Origin of the sequence: Tepiditoga spiralis (assembly GCF_014701195.1) — a bacterium.
Taxonomy (GTDB): Bacteria; Thermotogota; Thermotogae; order Petrotogales; family Petrotogaceae; genus Tepiditoga; species Tepiditoga spiralis.
The window spans coordinates 770,643-789,435 of sequence record NZ_AP018712.1; the positions used below are offsets into that span (position 1 = coordinate 770,643).

Below are 18,793 nucleotides of genomic sequence, written 5' to 3' on the forward strand. Positions count from 1 at the left end.
TTACCTCGCTATATTTTTTCTTATGACTGCCGTTGAATCTGGAATATACTTTTTTATTAAAGTTTGTAGCATATCCAAATCATCATTTTTTATTGACTTTAAAAGTTCTATTACTAATCCTTCAGTATCTTTTAATACAGTTGAATTTCTTGCTATATATATTCTCTTATTTTGTGTTTTTTCATAATCTTCTTCATTTAAAAATAATTCTTCATAAAGTTTTTCTCCCGGTTTTGTACCGGTATAAACTATTTCAATATCTTGATCGGGAACATATCCAGAAAGCCTTATTAACTCTCTTGCAAGATGATCTATTAAAACAGGTTCTTCCATATCCAATACAAAAACTTCTCCATTTTTTGCAAAGTTTCCGCTTTGAATAACAAGTGCAACCGCTTCTGGAATAGTCATAAAATATCTTTTCATTTTTGGGTGAGTTACAGTAACAGGTCCACCTTTTTTTATCTGTTCTTTAAATATTGGAACAACACTTCCACGACTTCCGAGTACATTTCCAAATCTTACAATACCAAAGTTTGTTTTTGAATTTTTTGCAACACTCTTTATTAAAATTTCTCCAAATCTTTTAGACGTTCCCATTATTGAAGTTGGATTTATGGCTTTATCAGTAGATATAAATATAAATTTCTTTACATCATATTTATCTGCAAGTTTAGCAAGTTCATATGTTCCAAGTGAATTTACTCTAAAAGCCTCTGTTGGATTTTCTTCCATAAGAAAAACATGTTTATGGGCTGCAGCATGAAAAACAACATCAAATTTAAATTTTTTAAAAACACTTTCCATTCTTTCTTTATTTGTTATATCACATATTATATCTTCTATTTTTAATTCAGGAAATCTTTCTACTAACTCTCTTTTTATTTTAAAAATACTATTTTCTCCACGACCCAAGATATATAATGTTTTTGGGTTTAAGGCGCAAACTTGTCTACATATTTCAGAACCAATACTTCCTCCAGCTCCAGTAATTAATATATTTTTTTTATTTATATATTCTTTTATTTGATTAAAATCAACATTTACTTCTTTTCTTCCCAATAAATCTGATATTTCTACATCTCTTAAAAATCCTAAAGAAAGCTTATTACTTAATATTTCATAAAAACTTGGAAGAGTTTTTACCAAAACTTTTTTATTATCTATTTTATTAAAAATTTGTTTTATTTCTTTTGAAGAAGCACTTGGAATCGAAATGATTATCTCATTTATTTCAAGTTCCTTTACGTATTTCATAATATTTGATGTATCATCATAAACTCTATAACCATGTATACTTCTTCCTATTTTATTTTTATCATCATCAAGAAATCCTCTAACAATACCAAATTCCGGATGCCTTTCAAATTCATTTAAAATCTCTGTTCCAGCTTCTCCAGCACCAATTATAAGTATGTTTTTTGAACTTATGTTTTTCTTTTTAAAGTATCCATTACTTTTAGCAAACCAAAAAATTCTACTCCATACAATTAAAAAAGTTCCTATTAGTGCTGTCATTGCTGAAATACTAAACGGTAAAAGGAAAAAATCAGTAACATACCTTCTTAAAAGTTCCACAAAAACAAAAGAAGATAAAAAACCTATAATACTACTATTAAAAACAACCATTAAATCAGTTAATTTTGCAAATCTCCAAATCGAATTATAAACCCCAAATAAATAATATACAAGTATCATTATAAAAGGTAAAATTAAAATAGAAGAAAAATATTTATCCATTTCATTCATATTAAATTGAAATCTCAATACTAATGATAATATATAAGAAATAAAAAATATTGAAATATCAACTAAAGATAGTATAATCTTACGCCTTGTAAGATATTTCATTTTCAATCTCCTCCAAAACTTCTTTTATTTTTAAAACAACATATTCTTGTTCTTGAATAGATATATTAGAATAAAAAGGAATGGCAACAGTCAACGAAGATATTAATTCTGTTATTGGATAATCACCATATTCATATCCATATAATTCCTTATAAAACGGTTGTAAATGAACTGGACTAAAGTAATTTTTGCTTTGAACGCCTTTTTCATTTAACTTCTTTAAAAATAATTTATGTATTTCTTTTATTTTATAAATTAGTTTTTTCCATTCTTCTTTATCTATTTTTTCTGACACTTTAAATTCTTTAACCCAATTAGGTATTTTTATAAACTTAGAAATCCAGTTTAAATCTAATCTTATAACATAAACAAACCAGCTCATTTTTGTTGTATATTTTTCTATTTTTGGCAAAATAATTCTACTTTCATCTTTAAATAAATTATGATAATTATCAGCTACTTTTTCACGAAGTAATAAAATTTCATTTATTTTTTTCATTTGAGCATATCCCATAGCAGCTGACATTTCATCTAAACGATAATTATAGCCAATCCTAACATGTTCAAGCCATTCCATTGAATCTCCACGACCTTGATTAGCCATTGAACGGCATAGTTTACTTATTTCTTCATTATTTGTTATTATTACGCCACCTTCACCTGTTGTTATTTGTTTGTTTGGGTAAAATGCAAAGGTTCCTGCAATTCCAAAAGTTCCCGTTTTTTTCCCTTTGTACTCAGAACCAAGAGCTTCACAAGAATCTTCTATTATATCAATATTATTTGGAAGAATTTTATAAACTTCATCCCAATCTATAGGTTGTCCAAAAATGTCAACTCCCATAAATGATTTTATCTCATTGTATGGGACTTTTGTTATCTTATTTCCATTTTTTATTAATTTTTTTAACTCTTCAATAGATATGTTATAAGTATATGGATCAATATCAACAAACACTGGATGTCCATTTTCATAAATTGCTACATTTGAAGAAGATATAAAGGTAAATGGCGTTACTATCATTCCATTATTTTTAGTAAAACCAGTTGCCTTAAGTATCAACTGTAATGCTGATGTACCACTGTTTACCCCTACACAATACTTTGATTTTGTAAATTCAATAAAGCTTTCTTCAAATTTTTTTAAGTACGGACCAAGTGCTAAATAGTTTGAATCTAAAACATTGTTTACATATTTTTTTTCATCGTTGGTTATATATGGTTTTGATAAAGGAACAAACACAGTGCGCCCCCTATATAAAAGTTTTTATTCTATCATAATCTTCTTTATTTATCTTTTCTTCATCAAATAATCTTTGTAATATTTTTTTTGCAGTTTCTTTTTTTAAAGCGGTTACTTCTGAAAAAATTTTACTATATTTTTCATCTTCATTTAATTTTTCTATTTCATTTGTTATTTTAATATATAAATTATCTATTAAAGTATTTATGTCTTCCTTTATTTCTTCTTTTGGAATTTGTACATACTTAGTATAATCTCCACTTGCAGTACCATTTGCAATATAACACATATCAGTTTCCCTTATAAGATTAAACAAAAGTAACCATTCATAAAAATTCAGTGTTATTATTCTAAAAATCATAGCTACATTTCCTTCGCGTAGTCTTATAAATCTACTTTTTATTATTTTATTATGTAGTTCTGATTCTTGCATATGCCATTGATCTTTTACTATTCCATTTATCATAAAAACATAAGAAATCCATGTAACTGTAAGTGAAATTATAAAAGTTATAGATTTCCATAAAGGATAAGTTTCTACTATTTTTGAGTATTCCGAAGGATTGATATCAATAAGTTGATTTGTCATATCTATACTCAAAAAAGCTATAACAAGTGCCGAAATAATGTATAAAATAAATGGTATATAACTCATTTTTATATTTTTAATTGGAAAATCCCAATTATTTGCATTATAAATTTCTTTCATTTTCTTTATATGTTCATTTCTATTTTTTATTAACGTATGATAAACAAAAAGTATTATTGCCATACCTATAAATTGTAAATAAGGTATATACCAAAATATTAATGCTATTAAAATAATGAACGGTTTTAACAAAATCATATTTTTTTCCTCACTTGTTTTCTAATTTTTCTGTAATTAAATTTATAAACCAACCTTTTTCAACTTGTATTTGTTCACCAGTTTTTAAATCCTTAAAAGAAACAATATTATTTTTTACTTCATCTTCGCCTATTATAACAGCAAATTTTGAATTTAATTTGTTTGCATGCTTCATTTGACCACCAAAATTTCTTTTTGAAATATTTAAAAATATTTTTAAATTTTTTTCACGTAAATCTTTAGCTATTTTTATTGCTTCTTTTTGGGTACCTTCTCCAGAATAAATTATATAAACATCTATTTCATCATTTTCAGGTATTTCTACTTTTTCTGCTTTCAATGCTAATACTAATCTTTCTAATCCAAAAGCCATTCCAACTGATGGTGTTTCTTTTCCACCAATTTCACTGACTAATCCATCATACCTTCCACCACCACCTATTGCAGATTGTGATCCAAGCATTGGGTGTTCTATTTCAAAAGCCGTTCTGTTATAATAATCTAATCCTCTAACTATCCTCGAATCTACTTCATAAGGAATTTTAAATTCGTCTAAATATTCTTTTAGTTTATCAAAATGCTCTTTACATCCTTCATCTAAATAATCTAATATTGAAGGAGCATTTTTTGACTTATCAAGATCTTTTTTACAATCTAAAAGTCTCATTATATTTGTATTAAAACGTTTATTACAATCTTCACATAATTGAGGAAGAAGAGGTTCATAAAATTCTTTTAAAGCATTTTTATATTCTGCTCTACAATTTTCACAACCTATACTATTTATTTTTATTTTAAAGTTTTTTAATCCAAGTTCTCTTAAAAAATCATAATTCATACTTATAATTTCAGCATCAGCCATTGGTGTGTTGGCACCAAAAATTTCAGCACCTATTTGATGAAACTGTCTATATCTTCCAGCTTGAGGTTTTTCATATCTAAACATTGGACCCATATAAAATATCTTCGTTGGAGATCCAAAAGAAGACATTGAATTTTCAACATAAGCTCTAACTATTGGTGCAGTTCCTTCTGGTCTTAATGTTATAGATCTTCCACCTTTATCTTCAAAAGTATACATTTCTTTTTGAACTACATCAGTTGTTTCACCAACTCCCCTTAAAATTAACTTTGTATTTTCAATTATAGGAGTTCTAACTTCATTAAAAGCATACTTTTTTAATACTTTTTTTGCTGTTTCTTCAATATAACTCCAATACTTCATTTCTTCTCCATATATATCTTGAGTTCCTTTTATTCTATTATATTTAGCCAACTTAAATTCCTCCTATTTTTAAAAAAACTATTTCTCTTCAAACTATTTTACCATAAATATATATAAACAAAAAGGAGCCTTTGGCTCCTTGATTGTTTTTTATCTCTTTTTTCCGCCTCTTTTTTTATCTCTAGATCTTCTAAACTCTGAAATTTTTCTATCGCTGTCCTTTAAGAACATAGAAAGTCTTTTTTCAAAGTTGTCATCTTTTACAGGCGCATCATTTTTTATATCTTTTAATGAAATTTCAAGTTTTCCATCTTTTGTTTTGCCTATAACCTTACCTTCAACAACTTTTCCAACTTCTAAAAAGTCAGTGATGTTCTTTACATAATTTTTTGAAACCTTAGATATATGTACAAAACCATCCTCGCCACTGTTTTCTACTTTGACAAATGCTCCGAATTTTTTAATATCAACTACTTTTACCTTAACAACAGTGCCCTGAACTATACCTTCACTCACTTATATAACCAGCCCTTTCAAAAAGAATTTCTCACATGAACCTTGCTAAGCCGTGATTTCGCCAATGGCGGCCCGGGTCCAGGCTACGGTATTCACCTCCGAAAAAATAATTATTATTAAGCATCTGAAAATTTCTTAAAGAAAATGCAAGGATCAGATGCTTTAAAAACTTTTTATTTTTTTTATTTAGTTTTCAAGGAACTTTTTATACTTGTTCTTGAATCTTTGTACTCTACCTTCAGTATCGAGTATTTGTGCTCCTGTTTCACCTTTATAGAAAGGATGACATTTTGAACACACATCAAGTCTCATGTTTTCAACTGTAGAATAAATTTTGTGTTCTGCACCACATGCGCATTTAACAGTTATTAACTTCATTTCAGGATGTATTCCTTTTTTCATAGCTTCAATCCACCTCTTGTATATTTAGTTTTATTTCCCTGCTATTATAGCATATTCGTTTTTATAGTGTCAAGGCTAAAAATATTAATTAATATTAAATTAACTTATCATTCACTATATTGAACTATATAACAAATAACTTTTACCAATTATATTGTATATTATATAAAAATATGTTAGAATTTAAAAAAATTAAAGTTTTGAAAGGAAGTATATATGACTATAAAAACTTACATAGAAATAAATAATAAAATGAAAGAAATTTTTTTTGATGTAAACTCACAAGAATACAAAGAACTATTGGATAAAAACTTAGTTAAAAAAAACGAATTAAATTTAAAGCTATTTACTAAAGATAAAAAGGTTCAAGATGTTTGGCGATACAATTATATTCCAGAAAAAGGCGTTATTAATAACAAAACCTCAGACTTTAATTCTAAATTTAATGATAAAAAAATTCCACTTGACATTAAAAACTCAATAATTTTATTATTAGAATCACCTCATAAAGATGAATATCAAAAAAACAACTTTATTCCAATAGCTCCAGCACAAGGTGCAACTGGTAGAGCAATAGAAAAGTTTAAAGATAGGAACAGCTCAAAAACCTTAAAATATCTAACAATTGAAGACTTACTAAAAAAAACAAACATTATAGAAAAATCACCAATACTTTTAGTTAATCCCGTTCAATATCAAGCATCTTTAGGAAGTTTTACTAAAAAATTAAATAAAAACTTAAGAAATAATTTATGGAAATCATTATTTAATGAATTAAAAAATGATTTTATCTCAAGAATAACTATCTACAAACCTTTATTAATAATAAACGGCTGTACAAATGATTTAAAAGATGAAGTTAATAATTGTATAAATACAAACAAAATAATAAATGTTCCACACCCTTACAATTGGTCCTTTGGTGGAATACGTAATCCAATTTACTTAAAATAATCATAAAGTTTCAATTATACTTAAAATATTTTTATTTGTATAAAATAATAAAGAATCGACTTATGTCGATTCTTTATTTATGGGGGAGATTATATCTTTTTAAAAAAAGATTTTGTATTCGTATGCAAAAATAGTTTCTTTATTTAATCTTTCTTCATTTACTAAGTTTACTTTTGTTCCAAATAATGTGTTTTTAATTTTTTTAATCATTGACATCGCCTCCGTTTAAGTTGTTTTATTTTTATTTTCATTTATAGTATAATCCGTGGTCTTTACTGCATGTCAATACTAAAAAAACTAATTTTTTGGTAAATTGTTTGTAAATAGTGGAGTGCTATGTCTATTTTTATTTTAAAGAAATAAAAGAAATATTATTGCATACTTCGAAAACATTATTTAATAATAAAGAGATGAACTTAATGTTCATCTCTCTTAATTAATTTTCATTTAATTTTTTTAACTCTAATTTTACCAGTTCAATAGTTTCTTTTCCTTGTGCAATCCAATCTGGATGAAAATCCATTGTTAAAACTTTTTCAAATTCTTTTTTTGCTAAATCTTTTTTATTTATTTTTTCATATAAAATACCAAGTTCGTAATGAATATTTGAATATTTTGGATTTAATTCCAATGCTTTTTTTAAATATTCTTCAGATTTATTCATATTATTTAATGGCCAAGGAACATCTCTATATCTCATACCAAGAGCTATATATGTATAACTATAATTTGGATTCAATTCCAATGCTTTCTTTAAATATTTATCAAAATCACCAAGCATAAATAAACTCTCTATTATTCCTTTAAATTGAGCCAACCTTCCAATTGCAGTTCCCGTTACATAATTCGCATAATAACTCTTCGGATTTAGCTTAACTGCTTTTTTCCCATATTCTATTGCTTTTTCATATGTTTTAATTCTTTCAGATTCATCTTTTATACCCCAATTTGCTAATTCAGTTAAAGATTGACAGAGTATTGAAAGATTTTCAGAAGTTTTAGTAGCAGTATTTAGAATTCTTATTAAAGAATTCATTTCTTCAACACTTCTAATACTGTTTGCATGTAAAAATAGTTTTTGATAATCTTGTGTAAAATTTAAACTCACTAAAATAATAAAAAATAAACTTATAAAAATTTTTTTCATAAATCCACCCCCTTAAAAATATTTTATCATAATTTACACTCTTTTTACGATTTTACTGTATAATACTATTGTACTATCAGTAAAAAAATACAAAAGGATGTGAAATTATGTCTATACTTATAACAGGTGGAGCTGGTTACATTGGAAGTCATACATGTGTTGAATTTTTAAATGCTGGTTATGATATTGTAGTTGTAGATAATCTTTCTAACAGTAAAAAAGAATCTTTAAACAGAGTTGAACAAATTACAGGAAAAACTTTAAAGTTTTATCATACCGATATTTTAAATAAAACCGAATTAGAAAAAGTATTTGAAGAAAATAATATAGAAGCAGTCATACATTTTGCAGGTTTAAAAGCAGTTGGAGAATCAGTTGCTATACCTTTAAAGTACTATCATAATAATATAACTGGAACACTTATCTTAAATGAAGTAATGCAAAAATATAATGTAAAAAAAATGGTTTTTAGTTCTTCTGCAACTGTTTATGGTGATCCTGAATCAGTACCTATTTCTGAAGATTTCCCTTTACATGCAACAAACCCTTATGGAAGAACAAAGTTAATGATCGAAGAAATATTAAGAGACTTATATATTTCAGATAATGATTGGAGTATCGCACTTTTAAGATATTTTAATCCAATAGGAGCGCATGAAAGTGGAAGGATAGGAGAAGATCCAAATGGAATACCTAATAATTTAATGCCTTATATAACTCAAGTTGCTGTTGGTAAAAGAGAAAAGTTGAGTGTATTTGGAAATGACTACAACACTCATGATGGAACTGGTGTAAGAGATTATATACACGTTGTTGATTTAGCAAAAGGACATTTAAAAGCTCTTGAAAAAATAATGAAAACAAAAGGAATAGATGCTTACAATTTAGGAACTGGAACTGGATACAGTGTTTTAGATGTTGTTAAAAGTTTTGAAAAAGCAAATAATATAAAAATACCTTATATAATAACAAAAAGACGCCCTGGAGATATAGATAAATGTTATGCTAATCCAGAAAAAGCATTAAAAGAACTTGGATGGAAAGCAGAAAAAAATCTCGAAGATATGTGTAGAGATTCTTGGAATTGGCAGAAAAACAATCCAAAAGGATATTAAAAAAAGCATCTTACGATGCTTTTTTTAATTATAATGGTAAAACTTTTTTATTGTATACTTCATTTAATGTTTGTGCCATAGCTCCATAAATTGCAGAAAATCCACAGAAAATACCTTCATATCCAGCAATCGTCTTTATAACTGATATTCCTGTAAAATCTCCAGCAGCTAATAAGAAAAATAAGATTGTTAAAGAACCAAAGATAACTTGATTAGTTTTATTTTGTTTTAGTGTTCCAATAAACATATATAAAGTAAAAATTCCCCATAACAATAAGTACCAAGCTACTGATTTTGCGTCAGCTAAAGGACCCATATTTATACCATTCAAAGTCCATATTCCAACTAAAGAAAGCCAAAATAATCCGTAAGATGTAAAGGCCAATGCTCCAAATGTATTTTCATTTTTAAATTCCATTATACCAGCAATTACCTGTGCCAATCCACCATAAAAAATTCCCATAGATATTATAACTACACTTAATTTTAAAAATCCTGCATTATGTAAGTTTAACAAAACCGTAGTCATTCCAAATCCCATTAATCCTAATGGAGCTGGATTTGCTTTTTTATTCATAAATTTTCCCTCCCAAAGTTTTTTTCAATTCATTTTACTCATTGAGTCTATACTTTAAATTAAATATTTGTTGCTTTGTGTATCTTTTTATTTAAGTTTAATTATTTTTTGAGAAAATGTTCTAAAAGCAAAAGCCATGTATAAGTTTTATTTTTTATAGAAATTTCAAGTTCCTCTAATCTTTTTCTTTCAAAAATTTCTTCATTTAATTTATCTAATTCCATTATTTTTTTTTCATAAATATCTCTATATTCTCTCCATAAAACTAGGCACTCATTTTTAAAAAAGCCAAAGTAATCTATATCATTTTTATGAAAATTTAAAGCTTCTGCTTTTTTTATTATTTTAATTATTTGTTCATCATTTATTACACTATTTTTTTCGTATATGAGATTTTCTAAAAATAAATTATATTTATCTTTTTCTTTTTCAAAAAGACTAATTTTCTTTTCATATTTTTTTAACTCTAAGAACTTACTTTTAAATTCTTCAAAATTATTTAATATATACCTTAAAGCTGTTATTTTCATATTTAATTCTTCTGACAATTTAGAGTTCAAGTTTGAAAAATATTTAATGTATTCTTCTGTTTTTTCTATAATTTTTTTATTAGAACTATACTTCATAAGATGATTTTTTATTATTAGTATTCTTTTTGTTTCTTTTATAAAAAAATTATTAAGATAATAAGATATTTCATCTATACTCTCTACCATATGATTATTTTTTTCTATTATCCCCAAACTTTTTAATTTATAAATTAAAGCTGATAATTCCTTAATATTAAGCTCTTTTTCTTTTATTTTTTTTATACTCATTTTTTTTAAATAAGCAATAGACGCTTTTCTTTCAATAGATTTTGTATCTCCTATTATTTCTATTTTTCCTAATTTATATAGTACTGAAATTATAAATATAGTAGTTATTTCTTTCCAACCATATGGAGATTTTTTTAACTCTTCACATATGTTTTTTATTTCTCCTTCTGGAATCTCAATATTTTCAATATTATACTGCAATAACTTCCTTTTATCTGTTATAAATACTTTTTTTATGTCTTCTTCTTTTATTTTAAAATTTATAAAAGAAGTATATATAGTTTCAAACATTTCGTTTTTAACGAACTTCTTTATGAATTCATTAAAATTTTTTATCTTTTTTTCTCCATATCTATAATAAAATATTTTTGAATCATTTAAAGCATCTTTTATCTTCTTTAAAATTCTCTTTTCTAAATCTGAAATTAAAATCTCTAAATACTCATCTTTTTCAAAATTTTCAGCCATTTTCAAAGCAGTATACTCTTCTAAATCTTTTTGAAAGTTTATATTTATCATTACATAAGCAGTATACTTATCTTCTATTGATATTTTTTTTATATCTTCTTTTTTAGTTATTATATTAATTCGTATTTCAGTATCTTTTGTTTTCTTTACTTCTTCTCCATCTATTAAAATATTAAATGTTCTTTGAACTTCATTTATTTTAAATGACAAATCATTTGGTAATGATTTTGATATTAATTTTTTTAAATTCTTTTTTCTATTTCTAAAAAATTCTTTTTCTTCATACATTTTTTTTACTATTTTTAAAACTTCTTTTTGTTTTTTAGACAACAATTTCCAAATGTCTCCATTTTTATAAACAATATTTTCATCTTTTAATTCATTTAATTTTTCTTCAACTTCTTTTTTGTTATTTTTATATTTAATTGAATTAGTTAATAATTTAAACAGTTCAATTGTTTTAATTCCATTTTTAAAAGTTGTTGTTTTTTCTGTCAATTTTAAGATTTTTAATAAGTTTATTTTCATTAAATCATTTTCTTTCAAAGGAAAATCAACTATAAAATCATAAAATTCATATATTGAAATTATATCTCCTACTTTCCATTCTTTATTTAAAATAGAATTAAAGATATAAAGTATATTTCTCTTTTCAAGATCTGAATTTTCATATATTTCTGTTATTAACTTTATAGTTTCAGGATAAAAAGGATAAAACTTTGCAAACAACTTTGAAGATTCTTCAACATCATTTTCATTAAAAGATTCAAATTTATCAAGAGTATTTAAAAGTATATCTATTGAATTTTCTTTATAAATAACCTTAAAATAATTTTCATCTTTCTTTTTTAAAAATCTTTCTAAAACTATATATTCTATATCTTCAGCAGTTAATTCTAACTTAGTTTTAAATCTATCTTTTATAATAGAGAATTTATCGTCATTTAATGAACTTTGAGAAATTGCTAATAAATGTACGTTTTTATACTTATCAAAAGAATGAAGCAACCCTTGTAACTCTAATATTCTTTCATTATTTCCTGTAATAAAATGTTCTACTTCATCTAAAATAAAAATTACTCTTTTATATTTAATATTCAAACTGCTCTTTAAATATTCTTCTATAATATCTGATAACTCGTCTGTATTTATTAATTCCATACTATCTTTTTTTATAAAATCAAATAAATCTTTTTGAAATTCATTCCATTCTAATTTTCCACCATATCCTATATTTTTTAAAAATTCAATTAATAAAATATCACTTATTTTTTTATTGCTTCCTGCAAATGTCGAAAGATCTATTGCAACTGCCAATACATCATCTTCTATTTTATCCACTAATGTATAAAGATCTTTCATATTTTTAACTTTTTCTAAAAATAACTTTTTAAAAACTCCATTATTTAAAAAAATATTATAAATTATTTTTGCAAAATTCGATTTACCAGAACCAAAAAAACCTGAAACCCAAGTTCCAGATACTCTTTTATTAAAATTATTAAAAAATTTTACTAAATTTTTCTTTATGTTATCTGTAATAACATATTCATTAACTAACTCTTTTATATCATCGGCATTTTGTATTTTTATAACATCTTCAAAATGAGTAGAAAAATCATGCAAAAATTCTTTTTTTAATTCCAATTATTTTCAAACTCCTTCTTTGTGTTTTTTTCATTATATCAAAAATTTATTAATTTAAGAAAAATCTAAGCTATTTATAAGCAAACTTTAAGTTTAGTTTTTTATAATATTAGTGTAATCCCCCTTTGAAATAAATAAATCCCCATTTTATACTCCGAAAGGAGTATTTTTTTTATGAATTTTAATAAAAAAAAGACGCTTTTAAGCGTCTTTTTGGGGTGGCTAGTGGGATTTGAACCCACGACATTCGGAGTCACAGTCCGATGTTCTACCAACTGAACTATAGCCACCATTCATAATTTACAAATTAATGTAAAAAATATAAAAAGTGGCGGGCCTAGAGAGGCTCGAACTCCCAACCCCCGGATTAGAAATCCGATGCTCTATCCTGTTGAGCTATAGGCCCGTACTTTTTATGGAGCGGCAAACGAGACTCGAACTCGCAACCCTCGGCTTGGAAGGCCGATACTCTACCAATTGAGCTATTGCCGCATGTTCATGTGGTCGGAGCGACTGGGATCGAACCAGCGACCTCCGGTTCCCAAGACCGGCGCGCTACCGGCTGCGCTACGCTCCGTCTTACGGAATATATAATATCACAGTTTAGGTACTTTGTCAACAGTTATTTTTTTCAAATTCTTATAAAATTCGTTAACTTTAAGTGACTGTTTTTATTTGTTATTTTTATAAAATCAAAAAAACACTTATTTAATCAATAAAATAAGATTTTTTATCCTTTTTTTATTTTATATAAATTCAAAGTTTTTTTCTCTTTTCTTAATGGATAAAAAAATTTCAAATAAACAAAAAAATTCAAAAGATAAAAAACTGTACTTATTAAAAACAAATTTCTATATCCATTAGTAGTTCCAACAATAAATCCAAACATTGCAGTAGCTATTGCTCTCGTTGAATTATTTAAAAGATTATTCAAACTATTTATTGTTGTTATTTTATCTGAAGGAAGATTCGACATAACAAGAGTTGTAATAACTGGAATAGTCATATTCATAAATGAAAATCTTAAAGCATATAATCCTGTAAAAATATATGGTTCTCTAACAAATGCAAATGCAAGAATTAATGGAACAACTAAAAATTGTAAAAACAATGTATACTCAAGTGGTCCAAATTTTTTAGAGAGATATGGAGAAGCAAAAGATCCCAATGCTGTTCCAACCTGAGCTATAGAAATAGCTACTCCTATCATTGTAGGTGACATAGAAAACAAATCTTTAAAAATTAAATTTCCAAAATGTATGAATAGTCCTGCACCAAATCCTATTAAAAATGTTGATAATAAATATCCCTTTAATATATGAAGTTCATTTTTAGGTATAGTTTTAAAATTAAATAATTCTGAAAATTTTTGTTTCTTTTTTATTTTAACATCTCCAACTTTTAATAATGTAGTTGTTGAAAGTATATATATTATAGATGAAACTATCAATGTGTTTTTTAATCCAAAAGTATCTCCCATAACTCCACCAATCATATTACCTATTAAACCGCTACCCATCATTATTCCAAAATTATATCCAAAGGCTTTTGCTCTGTTACTATGATCTGTAACTTCTACTATAAAAGTATTTAATAGTATCATTCGTGATGCAAACAAACCTCCATTAAAAAAGGCTAACCACAATAACAATGTTTCAAATGGAAAAATTGCTCTTATTAAAATAACTAATCCTGAAATATATGAAGTTATTAAAAGCATTTTTTTTCTTCCATACTTATCTCCAAACATACCCAATATCATTCCAAGTATTGCTGATCCCCATAGTTGTAAAGACATCAATCCACTTATAAAAACATTATCCATATTTAAATCTCTTAAATATAAATTAAAAATTATTTGATACATATTCCAAGATGCACTACTTAAAAACGAATACCAAAGTATATTCTTCATTCTTTTAGGCATTTCATCACCTCATTTTAATTAGGATAGCTAACTTTATTATAGCATATATACAAAGATAATAACTATTTAATTTTTATTATCTTTTTGTAAACTTTGTTGAAAAAAATTTTAGAATCAAATCAACAAATTTTTTTATAAACAAAATATAATATTTTTGTGATAAAATTTATAGTATAAAAAGTTTAAGGAGGAAAAATTATGGATGTAAAAAAATATGTAAGAGACGTAAAAGACTTTCCAAAAGAAGGTATTATTTTTAAAGATATAACCCCTGTACTTAGTAACCCTGAAGTATTCAAATTTGTTATAGATGGTATGATAGAAGATATTAAAGATTGGAACTTTGATACTATAATTGGTCCAGAAGCAAGAGGCTTTATTTTTGCTGCACCACTTGCTTATAAAATGGGGAAAAAATTTGTTCCTGTTAGAAAACCTGGAAAACTTCCTTATAAAAAAATAAGCGCATCATATGATTTGGAATATGGAAGTGCCACCTTAGAAATGCATATTGATGCTATTGAAAAAGGCGAAAGAGTCATTATCGTTGATGATGTTCTTGCAACAGGCGGAACAACCGCTGCCATTGTAGAATTAGTTAAAAAAGCTGGCGGAATAGTAGAAGGTGTTTATAATTTTGCTGAATTGAGTTTCTTAAATCCAAGAGAAAAATTAAATGATATAAAAGTAGGTTCTTTAATAGAATATTAAATTTATGAGGGAGGGATTATTTATGAAAGGTATAAAGTTTGATTTTACAAATTTATTTAAGCCTAATGTAAATTCCGGGGTTACAGAAGCTGAAATAGATGATTACAAAGAAGAAATAACAAAAATAATAGAAAATATTTTTGAAGAAAAACCAGGATTTTTAGATGTTCCTTTTACAAGAAAATGGACCGATAGTGTTTTAGATATTAAAAATTGGGTTCAAAAATTTGAAAGTGTTGTTATTCTTGGAATTGGTGGTTCAGCTCTTGGAAATCAAGCTTTACAAACTGCTTTAAACCCATTAAACTACAACTCTATGAGTAAAGAAGAAAGAAAATCTCCTAAAGTTTTTATTATTGATAATGTTGATCCTGATTTTGTTTCTTCAATTTTAGATCAAATAAATCCAAAAACAACTTTATTTAATGTAATATCAAAATCTGGAACAACCGCTGAAGCCATGTCTAACTATTTAATAGCAAGAGGATTAATAGATACTTATGGATTAAATCCATCAAAACATCTTTTATTTACAACCGATCCAGAAAATGGAGTTTTAAGAAAAATAGCTATTGAAGAAGATATTAGAACTTTAGAAATACCTCAAAATGTTGGAGGAAGATTTAGCGTTTTAACTCCTGTTGGCTTACTCTCTGCTATGGCTGGAAATATTGATATAATTGATTTATTTAATGGTGCAAGAGATATGCAAAAAATACTAAATAATAAAAATGTATGGGAAAATCCTGCTGCATTAAATGCTTTAATACACTTTATTTTAAATAAAAAAGGATTTTCTATGTCTGTAATGATGCCTTATTCAAATAGATTATATCTACTTGCAGATTGGTATCGTCAACTTTGGGCAGAAAGCATTGGAAAAAAAGTTAATTTAAAAGGTGAAGTTGTAAATGTTGGACAAACACCTATAAAAGCACTTGGTGCAACAGATCAACATTCACAAGTTCAATTGTACAATGAAGGACCTAATGATAAGATTATTACTTTCTTAAAATTAGAAAACTTTGAAAGAGATATAACTATTCCTTCAATTCATTCAGATATTGAAGCATTAAAATACCTTGGAGGAAAGAAACTTTCTGAACTATTAAATACAGAATTAACTGGTACTGAATATGCTTTGGTTGAACACAATAGACCAAATATGAAAATAATATTCCCTGCAATAAATGCATATAATATAGGTCAATTCCTATTTATGTATGAGTTTTCAACCGCAGTTATGGGAAGTTTACTAGAAATAAACCCTTATGATCAACCTGGTGTTGAATTGGGTAAAAAAGTAACTTATGCTTTAATGGGAAGAAAAGGTTATGAAGAAATGGCAAGTGATGTCAATAAAAAGTTAAGTGAAAAAAAGAAGGTTATAATATGATAATAGGACTTACTGGACCAGCTGGTTCTGGAAAGTCTACTGTTTCTAACATAATAAAAGAAAATTATAAAAATGTTGAAATAATTGATGTTGATAGGGTGGGACACTACGTACTCACCCTTTCTTTTGTTAAACAAGAGTTGAAAAAAGTTTTTGGAAGTGATATATTTGAATGTTATAGAGAAATATCTGAAAAAGAATTATTACAAAAAAATATTTCCAGAAAAAAATTGGGACAATTAGTCTTTTCTAATAAAGAAAATTTAAAAAAACTTAATGCCATAGTTCATCCCGTTATTTTTAATGAAATTAAAAATAATATAAAAATTTTATTAAAAAAATATGATATAATAGTAATTGACGCTGCTTTATTAAATGAAATAGGATTAAGTAAATTGTGTAATAAAATAATCTATGTAACTGCCCCCAAAGAATTACGAATAAAAAGACTTGTAGAAAACAGGCACTTACCTTTAAATACAGCACAAAGTATTGTTAAATCACAAAAAAATATGTTATTTGAATTTTTTGATTATAAAATTATTAATGATTGTGACAAACAAACCTTAAAAAAAATTGTTGCCAACATATTAAATTAAATTCAGGGAGGTGTAGTTGGTGAAAAAGTTATTGGTAGTTTTATTAGCATTATTGGTAGTATCTATTGCCTTTTCCGATAAAGTAGTTTTGGAATTCTGGCATGCTATGGGTGGAGGACTTGGTGAAACTTTAGAAACTTTAGTTGAAAATTTCAACAAGGAAAACCCAGATATTGAAATCAAACCTATTTACGTTGGAAATTATGGTGCATTAAACCAAAAGTTACTTTCTACTATAACAGCTTACAACCAAGGATCTAAAGATGGTCTTCCAGTTATTGCACAATCTTATTCTAACTGGACAGCAAAATTTTTATTTTCAAAAGTTATTCAAGATTTAAATGGTTATATCTTAGACGATCCACAAATGAAAAAAGTTTGGGATACGCAAGTTTATGATGTATTTAAAGATATGACAATGTGGGGAGATAAAATATATGCTATTCCATTCAATAAATCAACCTATGTCTACTATTACAACACAGACTTATTTGACTTATATGGTATAGAACCACCAAAAACATATGAAGACTTTATGGATACTTTAAACACTTTAAATGAAGATATTGATGGCGATGGTCAAATCGATCAATATGGTATAGGTATTAGAACAACTGTTGATGATTTTCAAACTTTCTTGTATGGAATGAATGGAAAAGTTTTAGATTATGCAGGAAATGGACAATACAAAATAGTTTTAGATAAAGATTTAACAATAAAAACTCTTGAAATGCTTCATAATATAAAAGCAAACGATTTAGCAATAATGCAAGGTGGATATTTAAATGATCCATTTGGATCAGGACAAATAGCAGCTTACATGGGTACAATAGCTGGAAAAAAATATGTTGATAAATCATCAAGAGGAAAACATGGCTGGAATTGGGCTTACTTGCCATCAGTTGATGGAAAACCACATTCACCAATTGCTGGTACAGATTTAATCATGTTTAATTGGGGAACAAAAGCTCAAAGTGACGCAGCTTGGAGATTCATGAAATATTGGTTAGATCCAATCAATCAAGCTTATTGGGCAATAAATTCTGGTTACGTTCCTGTTAGAAAAGATGTTGTTGAAACAGAACAATGGAAAAAATATGTAGCAAATGATGAAAAACCAGTAATAGCTTTAAATACTCTTAAAACAGCTGTTGCAGATCCTAAACCAGCTGCATGGTATGATATAAGAAAAGAATTCGGAAGCATCTTTACTAATTATTTAAACGATCAATTTGGTGCTGAAGAAGCTTACAACAGAATGATTACATCATTAAAAACTATGTTAGATGAAACCAATGAATTAGCAAAATAAACAAGAACAAAAAACCGGTTGTATAAACAACCGGTTTT

Annotated in this window: 16 protein-coding genes and 4 tRNA genes; 6 read left to right on the forward strand and 14 right to left on the reverse strand. The window is 26.2% G+C overall.

Translation table 11 applies throughout. From position 1 onward, the window contains the following. From IGS63_RS03505 to rpmE, 6 genes are all read right to left on the reverse strand, one after another. Positions 1 to 1,851 carry a nucleoside-diphosphate sugar epimerase/dehydratase gene (locus tag IGS63_RS03505; RefSeq protein WP_190615633.1) on the reverse strand — a complete coding sequence of 617 codons (1,851 nt, stop codon included), beginning with the start codon at positions 1,849 to 1,851 and terminating at the stop codon, positions 1 to 3. Next, positions 1,829 to 3,094: a DegT/DnrJ/EryC1/StrS family aminotransferase gene (locus IGS63_RS03510; RefSeq protein ID WP_190615634.1), complete on the reverse strand. Its 1,266-nt coding sequence runs from the start codon at positions 3,092 to 3,094 to the stop codon at positions 1,829 to 1,831. The genes IGS63_RS03505 and IGS63_RS03510 overlap by 23 nt, the downstream gene beginning before the upstream one ends. Before the next feature lie 10 nt (positions 3,095 to 3,104). Next, positions 3,105 to 3,941, reverse strand: a complete 837-nt coding sequence (locus IGS63_RS03515; RefSeq protein WP_190615635.1) for a hypothetical protein — start codon at positions 3,939 to 3,941, stop codon at positions 3,105 to 3,107. A 10-nt stretch (positions 3,942 to 3,951) separates the two neighbouring features. Next, the gene (gene hisS / locus IGS63_RS03520; protein WP_190615636.1) at positions 3,952 to 5,217 is read right to left on the reverse strand and encodes a histidine--tRNA ligase; all 1,266 of its coding nucleotides are present in this window, start codon (positions 5,215 to 5,217) and stop codon (positions 3,952 to 3,954) included. A gap of 99 nt (positions 5,218 to 5,316) precedes the next feature. Continuing rightward, positions 5,317 to 5,682: a S1 RNA-binding domain-containing protein gene (locus tag IGS63_RS03525; RefSeq protein ID WP_198423078.1), complete on the reverse strand. Its 366-nt coding sequence runs from the start codon at positions 5,680 to 5,682 to the stop codon at positions 5,317 to 5,319. Between the two features lie 186 nt (positions 5,683 to 5,868). Beyond that, entirely contained in the window at positions 5,869 to 6,084 is a 216-nt protein-coding gene (gene rpmE, locus IGS63_RS03530) for a 50S ribosomal protein L31 (RefSeq protein ID WP_190615637.1), read from the reverse strand. 216 nt (positions 6,085 to 6,300) lie between these two features. Here rpmE and IGS63_RS03535 point away from each other — a divergent pair, with 216 nt between their 5' ends. Beyond that, on the forward strand, positions 6,301 to 7,038 hold the full coding sequence (locus IGS63_RS03535; protein WP_190615638.1) for a hypothetical protein: 738 nt from the start codon (positions 6,301 to 6,303) through the stop codon (positions 7,036 to 7,038). Between the two features lie 436 nt (positions 7,039 to 7,474). Here IGS63_RS03535 and IGS63_RS03540 read toward each other — a convergent pair whose 3' ends face one another. Then, positions 7,475 to 8,185 carry a tetratricopeptide repeat protein gene (locus tag IGS63_RS03540; RefSeq protein ID WP_190615639.1) on the reverse strand — a complete coding sequence of 237 codons (711 nt, stop codon included), beginning with the start codon at positions 8,183 to 8,185 and terminating at the stop codon, positions 7,475 to 7,477. Between the two features lie 107 nt (positions 8,186 to 8,292). Here IGS63_RS03540 and galE point away from each other — a divergent pair, with 107 nt between their 5' ends. Further along, positions 8,293 to 9,300, forward strand: a complete 1,008-nt coding sequence (gene galE / locus IGS63_RS03545; RefSeq protein ID WP_190615640.1) for a UDP-glucose 4-epimerase GalE — start codon at positions 8,293 to 8,295, stop codon at positions 9,298 to 9,300. A gap of 28 nt (positions 9,301 to 9,328) precedes the next feature. Here the strand turns inward: galE and IGS63_RS03550 are convergent, their stop codons facing one another. From IGS63_RS03550 to IGS63_RS03580, 7 genes are all read right to left on the reverse strand, one after another. Beyond that, positions 9,329 to 9,877, reverse strand: a complete 549-nt coding sequence (locus IGS63_RS03550; RefSeq protein ID WP_190615641.1) for an acetate uptake transporter — start codon at positions 9,875 to 9,877, stop codon at positions 9,329 to 9,331. Positions 9,878 to 9,978: 101 nt separating this feature from the next. Next, complete coding sequence (locus tag IGS63_RS03555) at positions 9,979 to 12,810, reverse strand: hypothetical protein (protein WP_190615642.1); 2,832 nt, start codon at positions 12,808 to 12,810, stop codon at positions 9,979 to 9,981. Between the two features lie 214 nt (positions 12,811 to 13,024). Continuing rightward, positions 13,025 to 13,100, reverse strand: a tRNA-His gene (locus IGS63_RS03560). Between the two features lie 39 nt (positions 13,101 to 13,139). After that, positions 13,140 to 13,216: transfer RNA gene (locus tag IGS63_RS03565), tRNA-Arg, on the reverse strand. Between the two features lie 10 nt (positions 13,217 to 13,226). Beyond that, positions 13,227 to 13,302, reverse strand: a tRNA-Gly gene (locus tag IGS63_RS03570). A 9-nt stretch (positions 13,303 to 13,311) separates the two neighbouring features. Continuing rightward, positions 13,312 to 13,387 (reverse strand) — tRNA-Pro (locus tag IGS63_RS03575). A 153-nt stretch (positions 13,388 to 13,540) separates the two neighbouring features. Continuing rightward, positions 13,541 to 14,737, reverse strand: coding sequence for an MFS transporter (locus IGS63_RS03580; RefSeq protein WP_190615643.1), 1,197 nt, complete (start codon positions 14,735 to 14,737; stop codon positions 13,541 to 13,543). Between the two features lie 198 nt (positions 14,738 to 14,935). Here IGS63_RS03580 and IGS63_RS03585 point away from each other — a divergent pair, with 198 nt between their 5' ends. Genes IGS63_RS03585 through IGS63_RS03600 form a run of 4 tightly spaced genes read left to right on the forward strand, consistent with a single transcriptional unit; the run spans position 14,936 to position 18,755 of the window. Beyond that, entirely contained in the window at positions 14,936 to 15,448 is a 513-nt protein-coding gene (locus IGS63_RS03585; RefSeq protein WP_190615644.1) for an adenine phosphoribosyltransferase, read from the forward strand. A 22-nt stretch (positions 15,449 to 15,470) separates the two neighbouring features. Then, positions 15,471 to 16,844 (forward strand): glucose-6-phosphate isomerase, encoded by a 1,374-nt coding sequence (locus IGS63_RS03590; RefSeq protein ID WP_190615645.1) that lies wholly within the window; start codon positions 15,471 to 15,473, stop codon positions 16,842 to 16,844. Next, on the forward strand, positions 16,841 to 17,443 hold the full coding sequence (coaE, locus tag IGS63_RS03595; RefSeq protein ID WP_190615646.1) for a dephospho-CoA kinase: 603 nt from the start codon (positions 16,841 to 16,843) through the stop codon (positions 17,441 to 17,443). Before IGS63_RS03590 ends, coaE begins: the two co-directional genes overlap by 4 nt. 19 nt (positions 17,444 to 17,462) lie before the next feature. Then, the gene (locus IGS63_RS03600; protein ID WP_190615647.1) at positions 17,463 to 18,755 is read left to right on the forward strand and encodes an ABC transporter substrate-binding protein; all 1,293 of its coding nucleotides are present in this window, start codon (positions 17,463 to 17,465) and stop codon (positions 18,753 to 18,755) included. The last annotated feature ends 38 nt before the right edge of the window (positions 18,756 to 18,793 follow it).

Coding starts and splice junctions, on each gene's coding strand:
- galE (WP_190615640.1), top strand. CDS start 8,293: ATGTCTATACTTATAACAGGTGGAGCTGGTTACATTGGAAGTCATACA.
- IGS63_RS03580 (WP_190615643.1), bottom strand. CDS start 14,737: ATGCCTAAAAGAATGAAGAATATACTTTGGTATTCGTTTTTAAGTAGT.
- IGS63_RS03505 (WP_190615633.1), bottom strand. CDS start 1,851: ATGAAATATCTTACAAGGCGTAAGATTATACTATCTTTAGTTGATATT.
- IGS63_RS03535 (WP_190615638.1), top strand. CDS start 6,301: ATGACTATAAAAACTTACATAGAAATAAATAATAAAATGAAAGAAATT.
- IGS63_RS03585 (WP_190615644.1), top strand. CDS start 14,936: ATGGATGTAAAAAAATATGTAAGAGACGTAAAAGACTTTCCAAAAGAA.
- coaE (WP_190615646.1), top strand. CDS start 16,841: ATGATAATAGGACTTACTGGACCAGCTGGTTCTGGAAAGTCTACTGTT.
- IGS63_RS03590 (WP_190615645.1), top strand. CDS start 15,471: ATGAAAGGTATAAAGTTTGATTTTACAAATTTATTTAAGCCTAATGTA.
- IGS63_RS03515 (WP_190615635.1), bottom strand. CDS start 3,941: ATGATTTTGTTAAAACCGTTCATTATTTTAATAGCATTAATATTTTGG.
- IGS63_RS03540 (WP_190615639.1), bottom strand. CDS start 8,185: ATGAAAAAAATTTTTATAAGTTTATTTTTTATTATTTTAGTGAGTTTA.
- IGS63_RS03550 (WP_190615641.1), bottom strand. CDS start 9,877: ATGAATAAAAAAGCAAATCCAGCTCCATTAGGATTAATGGGATTTGGA.
- rpmE (WP_190615637.1), bottom strand. CDS start 6,084: ATGAAAAAAGGAATACATCCTGAAATGAAGTTAATAACTGTTAAATGC.